The following is a 20592-nucleotide window of genomic DNA, read 5'->3' on the forward strand; positions in this document are numbered from 1 at the left end:
CAGTAGCTGCAACTACTTAACCCCTGCACAAGCGCATCATCAACATGGTAAAATGGCCATGAGATGGCAGCAAAAGGGTGCGTCACCTACAGGTGCCCAAGGCCGGTTATCCACAAATCCAGGTGGATTGTAAAAAGAAAAAAAGAAGCAAAAAAAGAAAAACTATAATAAGTAGTAGTAATAGGTTCTTTTTTTTAATCTTTGGAACTGTAAACTATTATACGGATTAACAACTACAGGTGTAAACCTTTATCCGGATTATCTAACAAGGGTGTAAACCTATTTTAGGACGTGACATTATGTAGAGCCTATCATTCCCTATCTCGACCCTATCCCAAGCCTATCCCAAGCCTATCTCGACCCTATCCTAAGCCTATCCCCGGCCTAATTAATTGCCTAATAATCAATGTGATATGTAAAAATGTGCTAAGTAAGGTTCTTGTAACTAGTTAATATTTAATCATTTACGCGAAATAGAGCTGGCTAAAGGATAGGCAAAGCTGCCTAAATACAATGAAAGCGGTATGGTGTGTTATGTTGGATAAACGTATTTTCCGGGTAATTACTATTTCTTGGCCATGGCTAAACGCTATTTCTTCCTCCGGTTAATTGGGATTCCCTATTTCATTGTTTTATTATTGTCGATGGCTATGCCCTTGTTGAATAATTCTTGGGAAAACGGGGAACATATTGTTGAAAATATAAATGTAAGCATAGTAGGAACTACCATCATGATGGTTTTTATTGCTATTATTCATTTACCTATATGCCGATTGGATATTGATAATAAGAAGGAAATGAGGTGGGCTTGGGTGTATTGGTGGTTGTTGCCAGGCGTTTTCCTATTTATTTATTGCTGTGGTGTGGGGGAAGATGGGCTTAATGGGGAGGATTTTAGAGGATTTATTGTATTCCTCTTGCCATATGTAGTGTCTAATATTTACCATTATTATAGGTTTAAAAGGGTGGGATATGTGTTTAAAAAGCTTCCGAGAATAGATTTTTATGTGCGCATAATGGGATGGAATTGCTTTTGGGGTACTCTTTTATTGATGTTATGCGGGCTTGCTTGGACGTTGTTATGGCATAAACCGGGAAATATAACAGTGCTAAACGTTATTGTATGCTTAGTAGATTGCACTATTACTAGCATTGAATTTACTACTTTGATGTTTCTTGCTGTCGTTTTCGTGATGATAGTGTTGCAGGCTTTTCATATGGCTAATAAATATACTTGGTATTGTTTGTTTGGAATCCCAACCATATTGTTACTGACTTGCTTTTGTATAGATAAAATACTGCTGAATGTAAGCTGGGAAAGCGCTGTACACTCGCTTTGTTTGCTGGTAAACTACCTGCTTGTGTTAAGCTATTTTTATGTGAAAAAAAAACGATTGAATAAGGTGAGTGTAATTAGTTGATACGTCAACTATTGTATTGACATGTATAATGCAATGATGGTGTGATTTGATATGTCAATAATTGATATAATAAGATAAGCAGTTGAAAGACAGCAAATACCACAATAAGGAGACGTTTATCTTCCAGTTCTTCCCCCAATATTATACCCCCGCGCACACATAATATACAACTATTTCACGCACTGGTATAGCATTCCCACTGCTGAAGGGTGCGACGCAACCACCGCTTAATTGGTAGAATTAGTCGACTAAATCGGCCCTAATCCAACCAAATCCAATACAGTGGCGGGTTTTGGGGCATTTGAAAATGGCTATTAATTCGGCTTAATTGTTAGATATTTCCTAAGAAAGGCTTATAATTTTTAAATAATTTAAAAAACGATGGCTTTTCTTGCGAAATCTCGAAATATTTGAGGAGGTATTGTTTTTTATTTTATCGGCTAATACATTTGTATTGTTCAAAAAAGAACAACTACCTCTATGTGGTTAAATAAAGACAATAACAAAATGAATCATATCGTGCCTAAGCACAACTGGGGAATTACCCTAGTCGTGATTATTATTGTCATTATTAGCCACCATATCGGAGGATAGGTTGACGTGTATAATAATCACTAAAAATAGCAAGCCTTCCTCCACCGGGAAGGCTTTTTTTATGTCTGCTAATTCTTTAATTATGTATAGCTATTACAACGAGAACACCATTCTTTACTTAGATGGTGCTTACTTAAAAGCATCAGAAGCAAATATTGACCTATATGGTCAATCGCTACACTACGGCTACGCCGTGTTTGAAGGCATCCGCGCGTATAAACTCGCAGATGGAACTATGAAAATGTTTAAGGCAAAAGAACATTTCGATAGGCTGAAGCGTTCTTGCGAGCTGATACATATCCCGTACAATTTCGACAACGAAGAATTAATCAAAGCAACGTATAAAATCATTGAAGACAATGGTTTAACAGAAGCTTACATCAGGCCTTTGGTGTTTTGCCCACCAAACATGACGTTAAAAGGTGCGCATGAGTCGAGAATCCTTATCTGTGCGTGGGATTGGGGTGCTTACTTGGGTGATAAACAATTGCGTTTGATGACCTCTTCTTACCAACGTCCAAACCCTAAAGCATTCAAAATCGAATCCAAATCAGCCGGTTTGTACGTGAACTCTATCTTGGCTTCTCAGGAAGCTAAAGAAAAAGGTTTCGATGAAGCTTTGTTATTGGATATCAACGGTTTCGTAGCAGAAGGCCCAGGTGCAAACCTCTTCTTCGAAAAAGAAGGTACTATTTACACACCGCCTCCAGGTAACATCTTGCCAGGTATTACCCGTGCTACAGTTATCGAAATCTGCCAAGAATTAGGCATTCCTTTAGTAGAGAAATTATTCACTACTGACGAATTAAAACAAGCAGATGGTGCATTCTTCTGTGGTACAGCAGCGGAAATCGTGGCTATTGGCTCGTTAGACGACCAACCATTCGCGAAACCATTCGCAGATACTCTCGGTAAAGTTATACAAGCAGCATACAAAGCAAAAGTGTTTGAAAAAGAATTCAAACGTGAAGCGCAATTAGCATAAAATCAATTTTTCAAGTGCTGTTTTAATACTTGATATACAAATTAAATATTTAAAACAGCACTTGAACATCGTAAAATCGACCACCTCATAATTGGCTTGTAGCGCGGTTTTCCGCGTTTTTTAAGCGATTGAAAATCGGGAATCCCTCCTTTTAAGTTTTGGACTTTGGCTCATTAGAAAAGAACTTGTAACCCGAAATAATCAACGTGACAGGCAATAACTATTAAAAATGGAACTGAATAAATACAGCAAAACAATTACGCAAGACCCTACGCAACCAGCCGCGCAAGCGCAGTTGTACGCGATTGGGTTAACAGAAGAAGATCTGAAGAAACCACAGGTCGGCATTGCTTCTATGGGCTACGATGGTAACCCTTGTAACATGCACCTCAACCAGTTAGCTCAAGATATTAAGAAAGGTGTTTGGGAAAACGACTTGGTGGGTTTAACATTTCACACCATTGGTGTTAGCGACGGTATGTCGAACGGTACACCAGGGATGCGTTATTCTTTAGTAAGCCGCGATTTAATTGCTGATTCCATTGAAACTGTTGTTGGCGCACAGTATTACGACGCTATGATCACCGTGCCTGGTTGTGATAAAAACATGCCAGGTTCCTTAATGGCCATGGGCCGCATGAACAGGCCTGCTATTATGGTATACGGCGGTTCTATTGCGCCTGGTAAATACAAAGGCCAAGACCTCAATATCATCTCCGCATTCGAAGCGTTAGGTCAGAAAATGGCCGGTACACTCGATGAAGGCGATTTCAAAGGTATTATCCAAAATGCTTGTCCTGGTGCAGGTGCTTGTGGTGGTATGTACACCGCTAACACCATGTCATCGGCGATTGAAGCTTTGGGTATGAGCTTACCATACAGCTCATCTAACCCGGCGCTTAGTGAAGAGAAGAAAGCAGAGTGTTTAGCAGCCGGTAAAGCCATTCGTTTGTTGCTCGAAAAAGATATTAAACCACGTGATATCATGACGTTTAAAGCATTCGAAAATGCATTAACAGTTGTGATGGCACTGGGTGGTAGTACCAATGCTGTACTACATTTCCTCGCGATTGCGAAATCTGTAAATGTTGACTTGTCAATCGATGATTTCCAACGTATTAGTGACAGAACCCCGTTGATCGCGGATTTGAAGCCATCAGGTAAATATTTGATGGAAGATTTGCACCATCGCGGCGGTGTGCCGGCAGTTATGAAATACTTACTCAGCAAGGGTTTGCTTCATGGCGATTGTTTAACAGTAACCGGCAAAACCATTGCAGAGAATTTAGCTAATGTTGCTGAGTTGGACTTCACTCAACAAGATATCATTCTTCCTTTAGAGCGTCCAATCAAAGCAACAGGACATATACAAATATTATACGGAAACCTTGCTGAAAGAGGTTCTGTAGCAAAAATAACAGGTAAGGAAGGCGAACAATTTAAAGGCCCTGCGCGTGTGTTCGATGGTGAGTTTGAATTGATTGCAGGTATTACTTCTGGTCGTGTGAAAAAAGGTGATGTAGTGGTAATTCGCTACGTTGGCCCGAAAGGTGCACCAGGTATGCCAGAAATGTTGAAACCTACTTCTGCTATTATGGGTGTTGGTTTAGGGAAAACGGTGGCCTTAATTACAGATGGTCGTTTCTCGGGTGGTACACACGGTTTCGTAGTAGGCCACATTACACCAGAAGCACAAGTAGGCGGAACAATCGCTTTAGTGCAAGATGATGATATCATTGAAATCGATGCTGCAAATAATACGATTAATGTTTTAATCAGCGACGAGGAACTTGCGCAAAGAAAGGCACAGTGGAAACAACCGGCATTAAAAGCTACGAACGGAATTTTATTTAAATACGCAAAACAAGTTAAAGATGCAACAGAAGGATGTGTTACCGATGAAGACTAATGAGTCTGACAAGCGGGCAACTACAGCAACGCCAGAAACTATGTCGGGCGCTACTGCAGTAATCCGTTCTTTGATAGCAGAAGGTGTGGAAACCATTTTTGGTTACCCAGGCGGCGCTATCATGCCAATTTATGATGCATTGTACGATTTTCAAGATCAAGTACACCATATCTTGGTAAGACATGAACAAGGTGCAACGCACGCTGCACAAGGATACGCGCGCAGTAACGGTAAAGTTGGGGTCGTCTTCGCTACTTCTGGTCCTGGTGCAACGAATCTTGTTACAGGTTTAGCTGATGCATATATGGACTCTACACCGATGGTTTGTATCACCGGTCAAGTAGCTGCTTCTTTGCTAGGCACCGATGCATTCCAAGAAACGGATGTTATTGGTATTACAACGCCTATCACAAAATGGAATATACAAGTAACACGTGCCGAGGATATTCCAGGTGCGATTGCTAAAGCTTTCTACATCGCGCGCAGCGGTCGTCCCGGCCCTGTATTAGTGGATATCACTAAGAACGCACAAGTAGCGATGATGGAATTCTTGTACAAAAAATGCGAATATATCCGCAGCTATCATCCTATTCCTGAATTGAACCAAAAGTCAATTGAAGATGCGGCCGAGTTGATCAATAATGCACAACGTCCTTATATTTTATGTGGACATGGTGTGTTGATCGCGGGTGCTGAGAAGGAATTGATTGCATTAGCGGAGAAAGCGCAAATACCGGTAGCGTCTACATTATTGGGTTTATCGGCTGTACCGGTTGATCACCCGCTGTATGTTGGTTACTTAGGTATGCACGGTAACTATGCACCGAACATTAAAACCAATGAATGTGACGTGGTAATTGCTGTAGGTATGCGTTTCGATGATCGTATCACAGGTGATGCTACTTCATATATTAAGCAAGCGAAAGTAGTACACATCGAAATCGATGCGGCTGAGATCAATAAAATCATTAAAGCTGATGTAGGTGTACATGCCGATGCTAAAACAGCTTTACAAGCCTTGTTGCCACATGTAAATCCTGCTGTTCGTAAAGAATGGATCGATGGATTTAAAACATTGGATCAAGAGGAAGATAAAGTAGTAAGACAACGCGAATTACACCCAACAGAAGGTGAGTTGAAAATGGCCGAAGTTGTACGCATCATTTCTGAACGCACAAAAGGTGAAGCTATCTTGGTAACCGATGTTGGTCAACACCAAATGATTGCTAGCCGTTACTACCAATTTAAGAATCCGAATACGAACATTACATCTGGTGGTATGGGCACTATGGGCTTTGCTTTGCCTGCTGCCATGGGTGCTAAAGTAGGTGCGCCGGATAAAGAAGTAGTAGCCGTAATTGGTGATGGTTGTTTCCAAATGACGTTGCAAGAATTGGGTACGATTTATCAAACACAAATTGGTGTGAAGATCGTGATCTTAAATAACAACTTCTTGGGAATGGTACGCCAATGGCAACAACTATTCTTCGATAAAAGATACTCTTCTACAGAAATGACGAATCCCGATTTCGTACAAATCGCGAAAGGATTCTTCGTGCCAGGTAGAAAAGTAACCAGCCGCGATGAAATCGTTGCCGCGGTTGATGAAATGATTTCTCACGATGGCGCTTATTTGCTCGAAGTGGTCGTTGAAAAAGAAGACAACGTGTTTCCTATGATTCCTGCAGGAGCCCCCATTGCAAGCATTCGTTTACAATAATCTCCTTACAGGAACATCCCACGCCCAATCTTAACAAAGATCACTCGAAACAGATTAAAGTATGCAAAAAGAATATACAATCACGGTATATACGGAGGATCGTATCGGTATCACGAACCGCATCACGGTTATCTTCACCCGTCGCCAAATAAATATCACCGGTCTTACAACGGCGGAAACCGAAATTCCCGGTGTATACAAATTCGTTATCACGGTATTAAGCGAAAGAGAAAAGCTCGACAAAGTTGTAGGTCAAATCGAACGCTTGATTGAAATTCACCGTGCCTTTGTGCACGAGGAAGAAGACGTGGTGTACCAAGAATTGGCGCTCTATAAAGTTTCAACACAAAACCTCCACAAAGGCAATATCGAACAAGTGATCCGCGAAAACAATGCGCGTATCCTCACGGTAGATCCAGAGTACTTCGTAATCGAAAAAACCGGTCACCAACAAGAGTTGCTCGATATGTTGAAACACCTCGAACCATTCGGTATGATCGAATACACAAAAAGCGGTCGCGTAGCTATTGTGAAATGGAGCCGCCGCTTCCACGATCACCTGAAAGATCTAGCAAAGAAAGAAGCTGATCAATATAAATCAATCAACGTGTAACATTTCACGCACGAACGTGAATAACTATACGAAAAATCCACTTTATTAAATAAAAACAAATCAAACATGGCAACCATCAATTTTGGCGGTGTACTTGAAGAAGTAGTAACCAGGGAAGAATTCCCGATGGAGAAAGCGAGAGAATTCCTTAAAGATGAAGTTATCGCAGTTATCGGCTACGGCGTACAAGGTCCAGGCCAGGCATTAAACTTGAAAGATAATGGCTTCAACGTAATTATCGGTCAACGTAAAAACTCGCCTACTTGGGATAAAGCCGTTGCAGACGGTTGGGTACCAGGTGTATCTTTATTCGAAATTGAAGAAGCTGCTTCTAAAGGTACTATCATTCAATTCTTGCTTTCAGATGCCGGTCAAATCTCTTTATGGCCAACTTTGAAACCACATTTAACTGCGGGTAAAGCATTGTACTTCTCTCACGGTTTTGGTATCACTTACAAAGATCAAACTGGTATCATTCCTCCAGCTGACGTGGATGTTATCCTCGTAGCTCCTAAAGGCTCTGGTACTTCATTACGTCGCTTGTTCTTGGCTGGCCAAGGTTTGAACTCTAGCTTCGCAGTATTCCAAGATGCTACAGGCAAAGCGCGTCAACGTGCAATTGCTTTAGGTATCGGTGTAGGCTCTGGCTACTTGTTCGAAACTGATTTCAGAAAAGAAGTTTACTCTGATCTTACCGGCGAACGCGGTTCATTAATGGGCGCTATCCAAGGTATTTTCGCTGCACAATACCAAACACTCCGTAGCAACGGCCACTCTCCTTCAGAAGCATTCAACGAAACGGTAGAAGAATTAACACAATCGTTAATGCCATTAGTAGCTGAAAACGGTATGGACTGGATGTACGCAAACTGTTCAACTACTGCTCAACGTGGTGCATTAGATTGGTGGAAGAAATTCAAAGACGCTACACAACCAGTGTTCGATGAATTGTACGCTAGCGTAGCAGCAGGTAAAGAAGCTGCTCGTTCTATCGCTTCAAACAGCACTACCGACTACCGCGAAAAACTCAACGAAGAATTGAGAGAATTACGCGAAAGCGAAATGTGGCAAGCTGGTGCAGCCGTTAGAAAATTAAGACCAAATAATTAATTGGATCGTATAAAATTGGAAGCTGTCCCGGTATAATAGCCGGGACGCTTTCTTTACAGCGACGAGGAGGATTTTATATGTCATCAACAACTATCACAGGCGTAGACCCGCTCAACATACTACATGCAGCTGTTAAGCTGAAACAAGTGGTTACAAGAACGCCGCTCACTTATTCTGCTACGCTTTCGCGTAAGTACAATTGCGATGTATACCTCAAAAGAGAAGACATGCAAATTGTACGTTCTTATAAACTCCGCGGCGCTTACAACCTCATTAGTAGTTTACCAAAAGACCAACTGGATAAGGGCGTAACATGCGCCAGTGCAGGTAACCACGCGCAAGGCTTTGCATACTCTTGCCGCGCCTTAAATATTATAGGCGTTGTGTTCATGCCTATTATCACACCGAAACAAAAAGTTAACCAAACAAAAATGTTTGGCGGCGACAATATCGAGATTCGTTTAATTGGCGATACTTTCGATGATTGCTCCGCGGAAGCACAACGCTTCACACAAGAAAATGATATGGTGTTCATTCCTCCTTTCGATAACCCGAAAATTGTGGAAGGACAAGGTACTGTGGCGGTTGAAATTTTAGAAGATCAACAGAACATTGATTACATTTTTGTACCTGTAGGCGGTGGTGGATTAGCCAGCGGTGTGGGTACTTATTTTAAAAGCTATAGCCCGAAAACCACCATTATTGGTGTAGAGCCAGAAGGCGCTCCTTCTATGGTAAAAGCCTTAGAAAATGGTGCACCTATTGCATTACCGGAAATAGATCGATTTGTAGATGGTGCGGCTGTGAAAAAAGTAGGGTCTCTTAACTTCGAAATTTGTAAAGAGGTATTAGATAAAATGCACACCGTGCCTGAAGGCCGCGTGTGTACAACTATCCTCAAGTTATATAATGAAGATGCGATTGTTGTAGAGCCCGCAGGCGCTTTATCAATCGCAGCTTTAGAAGATTTTGCTGCCGATATTAAAGGCAAAAAAGTGGTGTGCGTGATTAGCGGTAGTAACAACGATATCGATCGCATGCAAGAAATCAAAGAGCGTTCGTTGTTGTACGAAGGATTGAAACACTATTTCATCCTCAAGTTTGCACAACGCCCGGGTGCTTTAAAGGAATTTGTGAACTTGGTATTAGGTCCTAACGACGATATTACCCGTTTCGAATTCATACAGAAGCACAACAAAGAAACAGGGCCTGCATTAGTGGGTATCGAGTTGAAGAACAAAGAGGATTACGACGTATTGATTGCCAATATGAAAAAATATAATCTCAACTATACTGAGTTGAATAAAGATGATAACCTATTTGGTTATTTAGTGTAGTAATTTTTAATTCGACAATTTGGGAACTGCTTTATGCCGTGTGCGTAAAGCAGTTTTTTTATGGGATGATGGGAAGGAAGTACTTTGAAAAGTACATAAATACCACAAAAAAGTACAAGATTAGCCACCCTTTTCATGGGTAAATTTGTTGTATCATTCAAAATACAACTACATGAAAATAATTATAGTAGGCGGTAGTGGCACCATTGGTGCTCACTTGGCCCAATCCCTCAAAGCCGACAAGCACGAAGTAATCATAGTAGGTTCAAAAAGTGGCGATTACCAAGTAGACTTCACGAAAAGCGAGCAAATCCCAGGCTTATTCGAGAAAATAGGTGCCTTTGATGCACTCGTAGTAGCAGCCGGTGGTGGATATTGGGGTGATTTTTATAGCATGACGGAAGCGGATGTATATAAAGGCATCCAAAGTAAGCTAATGGGCCAAGTGAACTTGGTATTGGAAGGGAAGAAGCATATCAATCCAGGTGGCGTATTTGTACTTACTTCGGGCGTGTTATCTACAGAACCCACATTTGGTTCGAATAACCTCACCATGGTGAATGCAGCCGTAAATGCATTCGTTGTTTCGGCCGCAATAGAGCTTAAAAACGACGTTAGAATCAACGTAGTTAGTCCAGGCCTCCTGGAAGACAGTATCCACTCGTTTGGTCCCGTAATGCCCGGATTTGAACCTGTGCCTGCTGCTAAGGTGGTATATGGTTACAAGAAAGCCATTTTTACAGGCATTAGCGGTAAAATAATTGAAGTTTCAGCCTGATTGTTAGTGTTTTTATTTGGAAGGCAGTTTCGTTATACGGAGCTGCCTTTTTTGATGGCTGCAATCTTGGTTAACTGGGTAGAAGCCGTTAAATTCGTTGTTGATGCGTAGTTGGAATATAATAGTTGAATTGAATTGTTGATATATCAATTGATTGTATGCTTAGTTATTGGGAAGAACAGTATTTATTGGATTATGATCGAATTATTGTTGGTAGTGGCATCACTGGGTTGTCTACAGCAATTAGTTTGAAAGATCGCCATCCTAGTATGCGCATACTTGTAATTGAACGCGGTATACTGCCTACTGGTGCGAGTACTAAAAATGCGGGCTTTGCTTGTATTGGTAGCTTTACCGAGATATTAGCCGATTTGAAGAGCATGCCTGAGGAAGCTATGTTGAAAATTGTAGCGTTGCGATTGAAGGGATTGAACATACTTACAAAGCGTTTGCCTATACTAAAGGAGCAGTGTTTGCAATATGGCAGTTACGAGCTTATTAGCGAAGAAGAGCTATCCTTACTAGATCAATTATCTTCCATCAATACAACCCTAAAAAGCATATTGCCAGGTGATGCATTTACCATAGATAATGGCAAAATAAGCGAATTTGGGTTCCATCCACAATATACTAAAGCACTGATCCGAAACAACTTTGAAGGCGAGTTAAATACGGGTTTAATGATGCGCAGTTTGCTAGATGAAGCAATTAAAAAAGGTGTTGAAATTAAAACCGGTTGTACGGTTACACAATTCGAAGAAACGGGTTCGCAGGTATTGGTTACGGTTGAAACGCTGAATGGGCAAACTATTACGTTTAGGGCGCAGCAAATGGCGATTTGTACGAATGCATTTGCAAATTTATTAGTGCCTGGATTGGATATTGCGCCGGGCCGCGGGCAAGTATTGATTACGAAGCCTATACCCGGTTTAAGATTTAAAGGTATTTTTCATTTTGATGAAGGCTACTATTATTTCCGTGAATTGGATGGCCGTGTATTATTTGGTGGTGGGCGGAATTTGGATTTCGAAGGGGAAACAACCCGGGAAATAGCCTTAAACGAGCGCTTGCAGCAAAACTTGGAAGAGAAGCTGCAACAGGTAATTATACCTAATACGCCTTATGAAATCGACCGCCGGTGGGCTGGTATTATGGCTTTTGGGAAGGATAAGCAGCCTATTCTGCAAAGATATTCTCCTGCAATCGTTATTGGCGCTAGGCTAGGAGGAATGGGCGTGGCCATCGGTTCCGCTTTAGGCGAGCAATTAGCAGCATGGCTCGAATAATTCGCTTTAGGATTCTCCCCATTTCTAATAGTATATTCTCCTTTTCTTGTATCTGAATGAGGATTTTTATACATTCAGTCAATTTTTTCCACGTTATGAAGTATATCAACATCCTCATGCTCCTATTGCTTGCGCAAGCTTCTTTTGCGCAAAGTTCCGGCGATAAGCCTATCGAATTATGGTATAAACAACCCGCCCAAAAATGGGTAGAAGCCTTGCCGGTAGGTAATGGTCGTATGGGTGCCATGGTATTCGGTAAAACCAATCAAGAAATCATTCAAATTAATGAAGAAAGCGTTTGGGCCGGTCTTAAATTCAATGACGCCAATCCTAATGCAGGCAAAGTGATGAATGATATTCGTGCACTGCTGTTTGCTGATAAAAGTGAAGAGGCCGTATCGTTGGCACGCAAGAATTTGGTGGCTGTTAATGCTGAAAATAGCAATGAAATGGCCCGTAATTTCCGCTCACATCAAACGTTGATGAATGTGAATGTGGATTATGGTTTCGAAACCACCACGAATTATAAGCGTAGTTTGGATTTGGAAAAGGGTTTAGCTGTTACCAGTTTTACGGCTAATGGCAACGAATACACGCAAACTGTACTCGCTTCTATTCCGCACAATATTTTACTCGTATCTATTAAGTCAAAAAATACCGGCGGCCTTAACACGAAAGTATGGTTAACCCGCCCCGACCCAAAGGATAGCACCATGAAGTTGAAGGATTGTGGTGTTACTGGTGGAAAGGATATGTTAATCCTCAGTGGTCAAATTATCGATAAAATCGAGAAAGAGAATAAAGGCCCTGCCGGTGCGCATATGAAGTTTGCGGGTTTAGTGAAAGCGGTTGTAAAGAAAGGGACTTTAGAGGAAGTTGGTAAACAGTTGGTGGTGAAGAATGCCGATGAATTAATCTTGTACATTCAAGGCGCTACTAACTACGATGCTGCCAACATGAGCATTAAAGGCGATGCCTACGCGAAATGTTTGCAATTACTGAATACAGTTCCTGTTAATGAATATAACCTTGTGTATAAACGTGCAGTAGATGAACATGCAAAACTAATGAACCGTGTTAAGTTTTCTCTACAAGATAATTCGGCAGATATGCCAACCGACGAACGTTTAGAAAAGGTGAAGAAAGGTGCGACTGATCATTTCTTAAACACATTGTACTTCCAATACGGTCGTTATTTGTTAATAGGTAGTTCAATGAAACCGGGTATTCTACCAGCGAATTTACAAGGTTTATGGAACTATGAATTAGATGCGCCTTGGAATGCTGATTTCCATACGAATATCAACTTGCAAATGAATTACTGGCCGGCAGAGGTGACGAATATTTCAGAAACTACGTCGCCATTATTTCACTTCATGTATGCTATCCGCGAACAAGGTAGAATTACAGCGAAGAAGATGTATAATGCGCGCGGTTGGGTATTTCATCATTGTACCGATGCATTTGGCAAAACGGGGATTCAAGCTTCTATTGAGTGGGGTACATTCCCTATGGGTGCTACCTGGATGTGTTTGCATTTTTGGGATCATTATACGTTTACGCAGGATAAGGATTTCTTATTAAAGCAAGCGTATCCCATCATGAAGGAACATGCTTTGTTTTTGGAGGATTACTTGGCAAAAAGCCCGGAAGGTTACCTGGTATCGGCACCTTCCAGCTCGCCAGAGAACCAGTTTAAACATCCTGTAACGGGTAAGAATACGGGTATGACATATGGCCCAACTATGGATAACCAAATTATTCGCGAGTTTTTACAAGCGCTCATTGCTTCTGCGAAAACGTTGCAGAAAGATCCAAATGATGTGGCTAAATGGGAAAAAATGGTAGCGCAATTGGCTCCTACGAAATTGACGAAGGATGGTAGAATTATGGAGTGGATCAAAGATTACGAAGAAGTAGAACCTGGTCACCGTCACATTTCACATTTGTTTGGTTTGTACCCTGGTACCCAAATCAGCGAAAATACCCCCGATTTATTCAAAGGAGCGAGCAAAACATTGGATTATAGGTTGAGTCATGGTGGGGGCCACACGGGTTGGAGCCGTGCTTGGATCATCAACTTCTATGCTCGTTTAAAAAATCCAGCTAAAGTAGAGGAGCACTTGCAAGCCTTGTTCGCTAAGTCCACCTTGCCAAATCTTTTCGACAACCACCCACCTTTCCAAATCGATGGCAACTTCGGTGGAACCGCAGGTATCGCGGAAGCACTGTTGCAAAGTCATACCGGGAACATCAACCTTTTACCGGCTTTGCCACCATCATGGGAAAACGGGTCTATTACAGGATTAAAAGCACGTGGAGGCTTCGAGGTAAGCATTTACTGGAAAAATGGTCAATTAGAGAAAACAATCATCAAGAATATAGCGGGTAATAAGGGGTCGGTTCAATACCAAGGTAAGGTAGTACCTGTGAGCATAGCAAAAGGAGAGAGCATCACCTTAAATAGCCAACTCGTTAAAAATTAGCATTTTAGAAATTACAAATAAGCCAGTACGCCGTTCAAATTATATGTGCATTAAAACCGCTGGAAGAAGTTAGAAATCTAGCAATTCTGTAGTATATTGAAACTTAGTACTTGAAAATTAACCACGTTATTTAAACTATGCATTCCAGTTCATTACATCTCAAAGATTACATCGTATTCTTTATCTATTTTATTGTTGTTGCCGGCTTTGGGTTATACATCTACAATAAAAAGAAAAAAGCGACGACCGATTCAAAGGATTTCTTCTTGGCAGAAGGTTCCCTTACATGGTGGGCTATTGGTGCCTCCCTTATCGCATCTAATATTTCCGCGGAACAGTTCATTGGTATGAGTGGCAACGGTTTTAACATCGGTTTAGCCATTTCTACTTACGAATGGATGGCTGCCGCTACCTTGTTGGTAGTTGCCATTTTCTTCTTGCCAATTTACTTGAAGAACAAGATTTACACGATGCCGCAATTTCTTTCACAGCGGTATAACAAGCTGGTAAGTATTATCATGGCCGTGTTCTGGTTGTTCTTATATGTTGTTGTAAACCTTACTTCGATCTTGTATTTAGGTGCCCTCGCGGTGAGTAAGATTTCTGGCATCGATTTCTACTTGTGTATGTCGCTACTAGCCATCTTCGCTATTTTCATTACACTTGGCGGTATGAAAGTAATTGGGTATACCGATGTTATACAAGTATTCTTCCTTATCCTAGGTGGTTTGGCTACCACTTATTTGGCCTTGGAATTAGTGGGTGATAAGTTTGGTACACCGGGTGTAATGGCCAGCTTCAAGCAATTGATGAGCGTTGCACCGGATCATTTCCACATGGTATTGAAGAAAGATGACCCGCATTATCTCGATCTACCGGGATTGTCGGTATTGATAGGTGGTATGTGGATTATTAACTTGAACTATTGGGGATGTAATCAATACATTACGCAACGAGCTTTGGGTGCCGATTTGAAAACTGCTCGTAATGGGTTATTGTTTGCAGCATTCTTGAAAATGTTGATGCCGATTATTGTTGTATTACCGGGCATTGCGGCGTATGTATTGTATCAAAATGGGATGTTCCAAACAGAGATGTTGAAAGATGGATCTTTGAATGCAGATAATGCCTATCCAGTACTCTTGAATTTACTCGGCCCTGGTTGGAAAGGGATGGCTTTTGCAGCCCTTACAGCAGCGGTAGTAGCTTCATTGGCAGGTAAGGCAAACTCTATTTCAACCATTTATTCATTGGATATTTATAAGAAAGTATTTAACAAAGAAGCGGATGATAAAGAGGTGGTGAAAATGGGTCGCTGGGTAGTGATTATTTCAATGGTGGTAGCCGTTGTAATTTCTAACTTCTTGGGTATCGATAAGAAAGGTGGTTTCCAATTCATCCAAGAGTATACGGGGTTCTTTTCGCCGGGTGTATTTGCCATGTTCATTATGGGTTTCTTCTGGAAACGTACAACGTCTAAAGCAGCATTATTTGCCTTAATCGCAGGTGTAAGCTTATCGGTGATTTTGAAGTTCTTACCATTGGTAGTGAATTTCGAACCATTACACGCCATTGGTTTTGCAGCATTGAATGCAGATGGCATTTGGGAGATGGCGTTTATTGATCGTATGGGCTTTGTGTTCTTGACGTGTGTAATTGGTATGATCATTATTTCATTAAGCGACAAAGAAAGTAAGAACAACCCGCAAGGTTTGGAGATCGATGCATCGATGTTCAAAACGAGCACTGCGTTTACAATTGGTGCTGTTGTGATATGTTTATTGCTGTTGGTATTGTACACGTATTTCTATTAATCATTCGACCTATTTAAACTCATGTATTTACTCGGTTTCGATATTGGCTCTTCTTCAGTAAAAGCTGCGTTGTTGGATGCGGCCACTGGCAAATGTGTTGCCACGGCTGCGAGCCCAGCAACCGAGATGCCTATGCATGCTCCACAAGCAGGCTGGGCAGAACAAGATCCAAATAGGTGGTGGCAAGAACTTGTTCATGCCACCACTTTACTACATAGCATACATACTTTTGGTAACAATGATGTGTTGGCCATTGGTATTTCTTATCAAATGCATGGCTTGGTGTGTGTAGATGAAAATTTACAATCACTTCGCCCTGCAATTATTTGGTGTGATTCCCGCGCTGTTCCCATGGGAAATAATGCATTAGCTACCCTGGGAGAAGACTATGCATTAAGTCATTTATTAAACTCCCCTGGTAACTTCACCGCGGCAAAGCTACGCTGGGTAAAAGAAAACCAGCCGGAATTATACGCTAAAATTCATAAGATTATGCTGCCCGGCGATTACATCGCCATGCGCTTAACCGGGGAACCTTGCACAACGCAAAGCGGTCTTTCTGAAGGTATTTTCTGGGACTTTACAACCCAAAGTATTTCGGAACGCTTATTAGACGTAATGGAGCTCGACCGTAATAAGATCGCAACGATCGTACCTACCTTTGGTATACAGGGTAAAGTTACACCGGAAGCAGCAGCTGCATTGGGCATTAGTGCAGGCGTACCGGTTACCTACCGTGCAGGAGATCAACCCAATAACGCTTTCTCTTTAAACGTACTCGAACCTGGTGAAGCCGCTACTACAGCAGGCACATCGGGCGTAGTATACGCTGTACACGATCAAATAGCCTTCGATCCTCAAAGCCGTGTAAACACGTTTATTCACGTAAATCATAGCACTAGGAATACGCGTAATGGTGTATTGATGTGCTTGAATGGAACGGGTATTTTGAATAGTTGGTTACGGCAAATCAGTGGAGGAATGTCGTATGCACAAATGAACGAAGTGGCTAGTAAAGCACCTGTAGGGGCAGATGGCTTATTGGTGTTTCCATTCGGAAATGGTGCAGAAAGAATTCTAGCCAATAAACAATTGGGTGCACGTTTTGAAGACATCAACTTCAATATTCATCAACAAGCACATTTACTAAGAGCAGGGCAAGAAGGTATTGTATTTGCGTTGACTTACGGCGTAGATATAATGCGTAGTATGGGCTTGCAAATTAATACCGTGCGTGCCGGTGAAACAAATATGTTCCTCAGTCCTTTATTCCGCCAAGCATTTGCCAATACGGCCGGTGTAACCATTACGTTACACAATACCGATGGCGCGCAAGGCGCGGCAAGGGCAGCAGGAGTAGGGGTAGGGTACTATGCACATCCAAAAGAAGCCTTCAGCGGTATGGAAGTGTTGGAAACCATTTTACCAAACCCATCCTTACAAAAACAATATCAAGCAATTTATGAACAGTGGACAAGCCGCTTAGCAAAGGTGTTAGCGGAATAAAATACTATACGAATTGAACCATGCAGAGAATCATTCGTTACAATCATCAGCAGTTTTTTCATTACAATAGGGCAGCGCATGAACTGCCCACTAATTCCAACGTTTATAAAATTTAGCCATCGCGCAAACGGGTACATTCACGTGCGCAAAAACTTTTCATTATGGGTATTACATTAGGAAACACCGAGTATTTCAAAGGTATTGGCCAAATCAAGTATGAAGGCCCGAAATCGACGAACCCTTTGGCGTACAAATGGTACGACGAGAATTTAGTGATTAATGGTAAGCCGTTAAAAGAATTATTCAAGTTTGCCGTAAGTTACTGGCATACGTTCTGTGGCACTGGCGGCGACCCGTTCGGTCCTGGTACCAAAGAATTTCCTTGGCTTGTAGCCAGCGATCCAATTCAATCTGCAAAAGATAAAATGGATGCAGCGTTCGAGTTTATCACGAAATTGAATGTGCCGTACTATTGTTTCCACGATGTGGATTTAGTAGATGAAGGCAACACCGTAGCAGAATACGAAAGCCGTATGCAAAAAATTGTAGCGTATGCAAAGGAAAAACAAACTGCTAGTGGTGTGAAGTTATTATGGGGAACCGCTAACGTGTTCAGTAACCCTCGTTACATGAACGGTGCGGCTACCAATCCCGATTTCGCTGTAGTGGCATATGCAGCAGCGCAAGTGAAAAATTCTATCGATGCAACGATTGCATTAGGTGGTGAAAACTACGTGTTCTGGGGCGGTCGTGAAGGTTACATGACCTTATTAAACACGAATATGCAGCGAGAACTAGACCATCTTGGTCGTTTCTTAGCAAGTGCCCGCGATTATGCACGTGCACAAGGATTCAAAGGAACGTTCTTTATCGAGCCTAAACCTTGTGAGCCTACGAAACATCAATACGATTATGATAGTGCTACCGTAATTGGGTTCTTACGTCAATATGGTTTAGATAAAGATTTTAAATTGAATATTGAAGTGAACCATGCTACATTAGCAGGTCATACTTTCCAACACGAACTACAAGTAGCCGCTAATGCGAACATGCTCGGTAGTATCGATGCAAACCGTGGCGATGCACAGAACGGCTGGGATACAGATCAATTCCCGATGAACCTTAACGATCTCATCGAAACAATGCTCGTTATCTTAGAAACGGGTGGATTTGCCGGTGGTGGTGTGAATTTCGATGCTAAAACACGTAGAAATTCTACCGACTTAGAAGATATTTTCCATGCACATATTGGTGGTATCGATACCTTCGCAAGAGCAGCGATTATTGCTGATAGAGTTTTACGCGAATCACCTTACAAGCAGTTCCGTAAAGACCGTTATGCTTCATTCGATAGTGGCGATGGTAAAGCGTTTGAAGAAGGTAAGCTTACTTTGGATGCTTTACGTGATATTGCTGCGAAGAATGGTGAACCACAATTACGCAGTGGTAAACAAGAATGGTTGGAAAATATCATCAATCAATATATCTAATCTCTTCAAATTAAGATATAAAAAAGGCTCTCTTTACAATTGTGAAGAGAGCCTTTTTATTTATTTGATAATATTATTGTTGATGTATCAAGCATCTAATAAACGCCTGTGGTAGTTGATTTGACCAAGGTGGTAATTCAAGTGTGCAATAATGTAGAATAATGCCCACTGTTTACTTACCGTCATGCCGTTTAATGGTAACGGGTAATCTTCTTGCAAGATGGTGTCGTCAAGGCGTTCCAAGGTACTTACAACGGCTGTTTTTGCTTCATCTAAAATGCCAATCAGTTCTTCGAACGGTAGATTTTTTGTTGACCATTCAGTTTCTTTGCTGCGTTGATAGGTACCGCCACCGATATGCACCACTACATATTGTTGTAACAATCCTGCGATGTGTAAAGCCAAGTTTCCTGCAGGGTTATTGATGTTTACGCTCGTAATCCAAATATTGTCGTTATTGTTATACAGCATTAATTCATTCTTCACACGGTTAATATCCCTCTCTAAAACCAGCGCAAATGGCGCTTGTATGGCTGTACTCATGGTGATGATTAATTTTTAGAAACGTTTTTTGTTAAGAATCCATCTATTAAGTTGGCTATGGCTTCTCCGCACTCTTCCAAGGCGAAATGCCCGGTGTCAAAGATATGATAATCGAGGTTTTTTAAGTCTTTTTTATATGCTTCAGCACCGGGTTCTGGGAAAATAGCATCATTTTTTCCCCATGCAACGAGTACTGGTGGCTGGTATTTGCGGAAATAGGCTTGGAAACTTTCATATAAAGGCGGGTTGGTGCTATATGATAAAAAGAGCTTTTGCTGAATCTCTTTATTACCCGGGCGGTCTAACAACGTTTGATCATGTAACCAAGTATCTGGACTAATCTTGCTAGGATCTTTCGTACCATTCAAATATTGCCATTTGGTACTCTCGAGGGTTAGCATGCCAGAAACTTCTTCAATCCTGGTTGGGTTGGTAGGGTCGGACCAGTAAGCCTTTATGGGGTTCCAGAAGTCAGTTAATCCTTCTTCGTAGGCATTGCCATTTTGGGTAATAATACCTTGTATACGGTTAGGGTACTTTAATGCTAATCGTAAGCCAACAGGAGCTCCGTAGTCCATAATGTACAAGCTGAACTTTTCTAAACCCAATGCCAGTATAAATTTTTCTGTAATGGCGGCTAGGTTATCAAAGCTATACTCCCATTCGGATACAAGCGGCATACTGCTTTGACCGAAGCCTGGGAAATCGGGCGCTACAAGATGGTACTTGTTCTCAAGGCGAGTAATAAGGTCGCGGAACATGAACGAGGAAGTTGGAAAGCCGTGTAATAATAAGAGTGTTGGCTTACTCTGGTCGCCTGCTTCACGGTAAAATATGTTTAGATTGTCAATGGTGATGTTACGGTAATGTGTCATTGTTAAATAGAATTTTGAATGAAATGTCAAGAATTAGTTACTTTATAATAAACCAATTGGTCAAAAATAGGGTATTAAAAAAGCCAACCTTTCGGTTAGCTTTTATTTTGACCGTTTGGTAGATC

15 protein-coding genes are annotated in these 20592 nt (G+C 41.5%); 13 read left to right on the forward strand and 2 right to left on the reverse strand.

Annotated features, from left to right (window positions below; genetic code table 11):
* Positions 1-578 precede the first annotated feature (578 nt).
* The 13 genes from LX64_RS19440 (at position 579) to xylA (ending at position 19049) form a co-directional block, all read left to right on the forward strand.
* Entirely contained in the window at positions 579-1421 is an 843-nt protein-coding gene (locus LX64_RS19440) for a hypothetical protein (RefSeq protein WP_148707395.1), read from the forward strand.
* A gap of 676 nt (positions 1422-2097) precedes the next feature.
* The gene (locus LX64_RS19445; protein ID WP_111599374.1) at positions 2098-3000 is read left to right on the forward strand and encodes a branched-chain amino acid transaminase; all 903 of its coding nucleotides are present in this window, start codon (positions 2098-2100) and stop codon (positions 2998-3000) included.
* A gap of 229 nt (positions 3001-3229) precedes the next feature.
* Complete coding sequence (gene ilvD, locus LX64_RS19450) at positions 3230-4909, forward strand: dihydroxy-acid dehydratase (protein ID WP_111599375.1); 1680 nt, start codon at positions 3230-3232, stop codon at positions 4907-4909.
* Positions 4875-6629 (forward strand): biosynthetic-type acetolactate synthase large subunit, encoded by a 1755-nt coding sequence (gene ilvB, locus LX64_RS19455; RefSeq protein ID WP_170132826.1) that lies wholly within the window; start codon positions 4875-4877, stop codon positions 6627-6629. Before ilvD ends, ilvB begins: the two co-directional genes overlap by 35 nt.
* Positions 6630-6690: 61 nt before the next feature.
* The gene (ilvN, locus tag LX64_RS19460) at positions 6691-7242 is read left to right on the forward strand and encodes an acetolactate synthase small subunit (protein ID WP_111599376.1); all 552 of its coding nucleotides are present in this window, start codon (positions 6691-6693) and stop codon (positions 7240-7242) included.
* 66 nt (positions 7243-7308) lie between these two features.
* Positions 7309-8352 (forward strand): ketol-acid reductoisomerase, encoded by a 1044-nt coding sequence (gene ilvC, locus LX64_RS19465; protein ID WP_111599377.1) that lies wholly within the window; start codon positions 7309-7311, stop codon positions 8350-8352.
* Positions 8353-8429: 77 nt separating this feature from the next.
* Entirely contained in the window at positions 8430-9689 is a 1260-nt protein-coding gene (gene ilvA, locus LX64_RS19470) for a threonine ammonia-lyase (protein ID WP_111599378.1), read from the forward strand.
* 172 nt (positions 9690-9861) lie between these two features.
* On the forward strand, positions 9862-10467 hold the full coding sequence (locus LX64_RS19475; protein ID WP_111599379.1) for a short chain dehydrogenase: 606 nt from the start codon (positions 9862-9864) through the stop codon (positions 10465-10467).
* 158 nt (positions 10468-10625) lie between these two features.
* Positions 10626-11753 carry an NAD(P)/FAD-dependent oxidoreductase gene (locus LX64_RS19480; RefSeq protein WP_111599380.1) on the forward strand — a complete coding sequence of 376 codons (1128 nt, stop codon included), beginning with the start codon at positions 10626-10628 and terminating at the stop codon, positions 11751-11753.
* Positions 11754-11848: 95 nt separating this feature from the next.
* Complete coding sequence (locus tag LX64_RS19485; protein WP_158538684.1) at positions 11849-14239, forward strand: glycoside hydrolase family 95 protein; 2391 nt, start codon at positions 11849-11851, stop codon at positions 14237-14239.
* Positions 14240-14376: 137 nt separating this feature from the next.
* Positions 14377-16053, forward strand: coding sequence for a sodium/sugar symporter (locus LX64_RS19490; RefSeq protein WP_111599382.1), 1677 nt, complete (start codon positions 14377-14379; stop codon positions 16051-16053).
* A gap of 21 nt (positions 16054-16074) precedes the next feature.
* The gene (locus LX64_RS19495) at positions 16075-17559 is read left to right on the forward strand and encodes a xylulokinase (protein ID WP_111599383.1); all 1485 of its coding nucleotides are present in this window, start codon (positions 16075-16077) and stop codon (positions 17557-17559) included.
* Between the two features lie 161 nt (positions 17560-17720).
* Positions 17721-19049: a xylose isomerase gene (xylA, locus tag LX64_RS19500; RefSeq protein ID WP_211324854.1), complete on the forward strand. Its 1329-nt coding sequence runs from the start codon at positions 17721-17723 to the stop codon at positions 19047-19049.
* An 87-nt stretch (positions 19050-19136) separates the two neighbouring features.
* On the opposite strand, the gene LX64_RS19505 is transcribed toward xylA, so the two are convergent.
* Both LX64_RS19505 and LX64_RS19510 read right to left on the reverse strand, forming a co-directional pair.
* Positions 19137-19592 (reverse strand): DinB family protein, encoded by a 456-nt coding sequence (locus LX64_RS19505; RefSeq protein WP_111599385.1) that lies wholly within the window; start codon positions 19590-19592, stop codon positions 19137-19139.
* Between the two features lie 8 nt (positions 19593-19600).
* The gene (locus tag LX64_RS19510; RefSeq protein ID WP_111599386.1) at positions 19601-20467 is read right to left on the reverse strand and encodes an alpha/beta fold hydrolase; all 867 of its coding nucleotides are present in this window, start codon (positions 20465-20467) and stop codon (positions 19601-19603) included.
* Positions 20468-20592: the final 125 nt, after the last annotated feature.

The sequence above is a fragment of the Chitinophaga skermanii genome, assembly GCF_003259335.1.
GTDB classification, from domain to species: domain Bacteria; phylum Bacteroidota; class Bacteroidia; order Chitinophagales; family Chitinophagaceae; genus Chitinophaga; species Chitinophaga skermanii.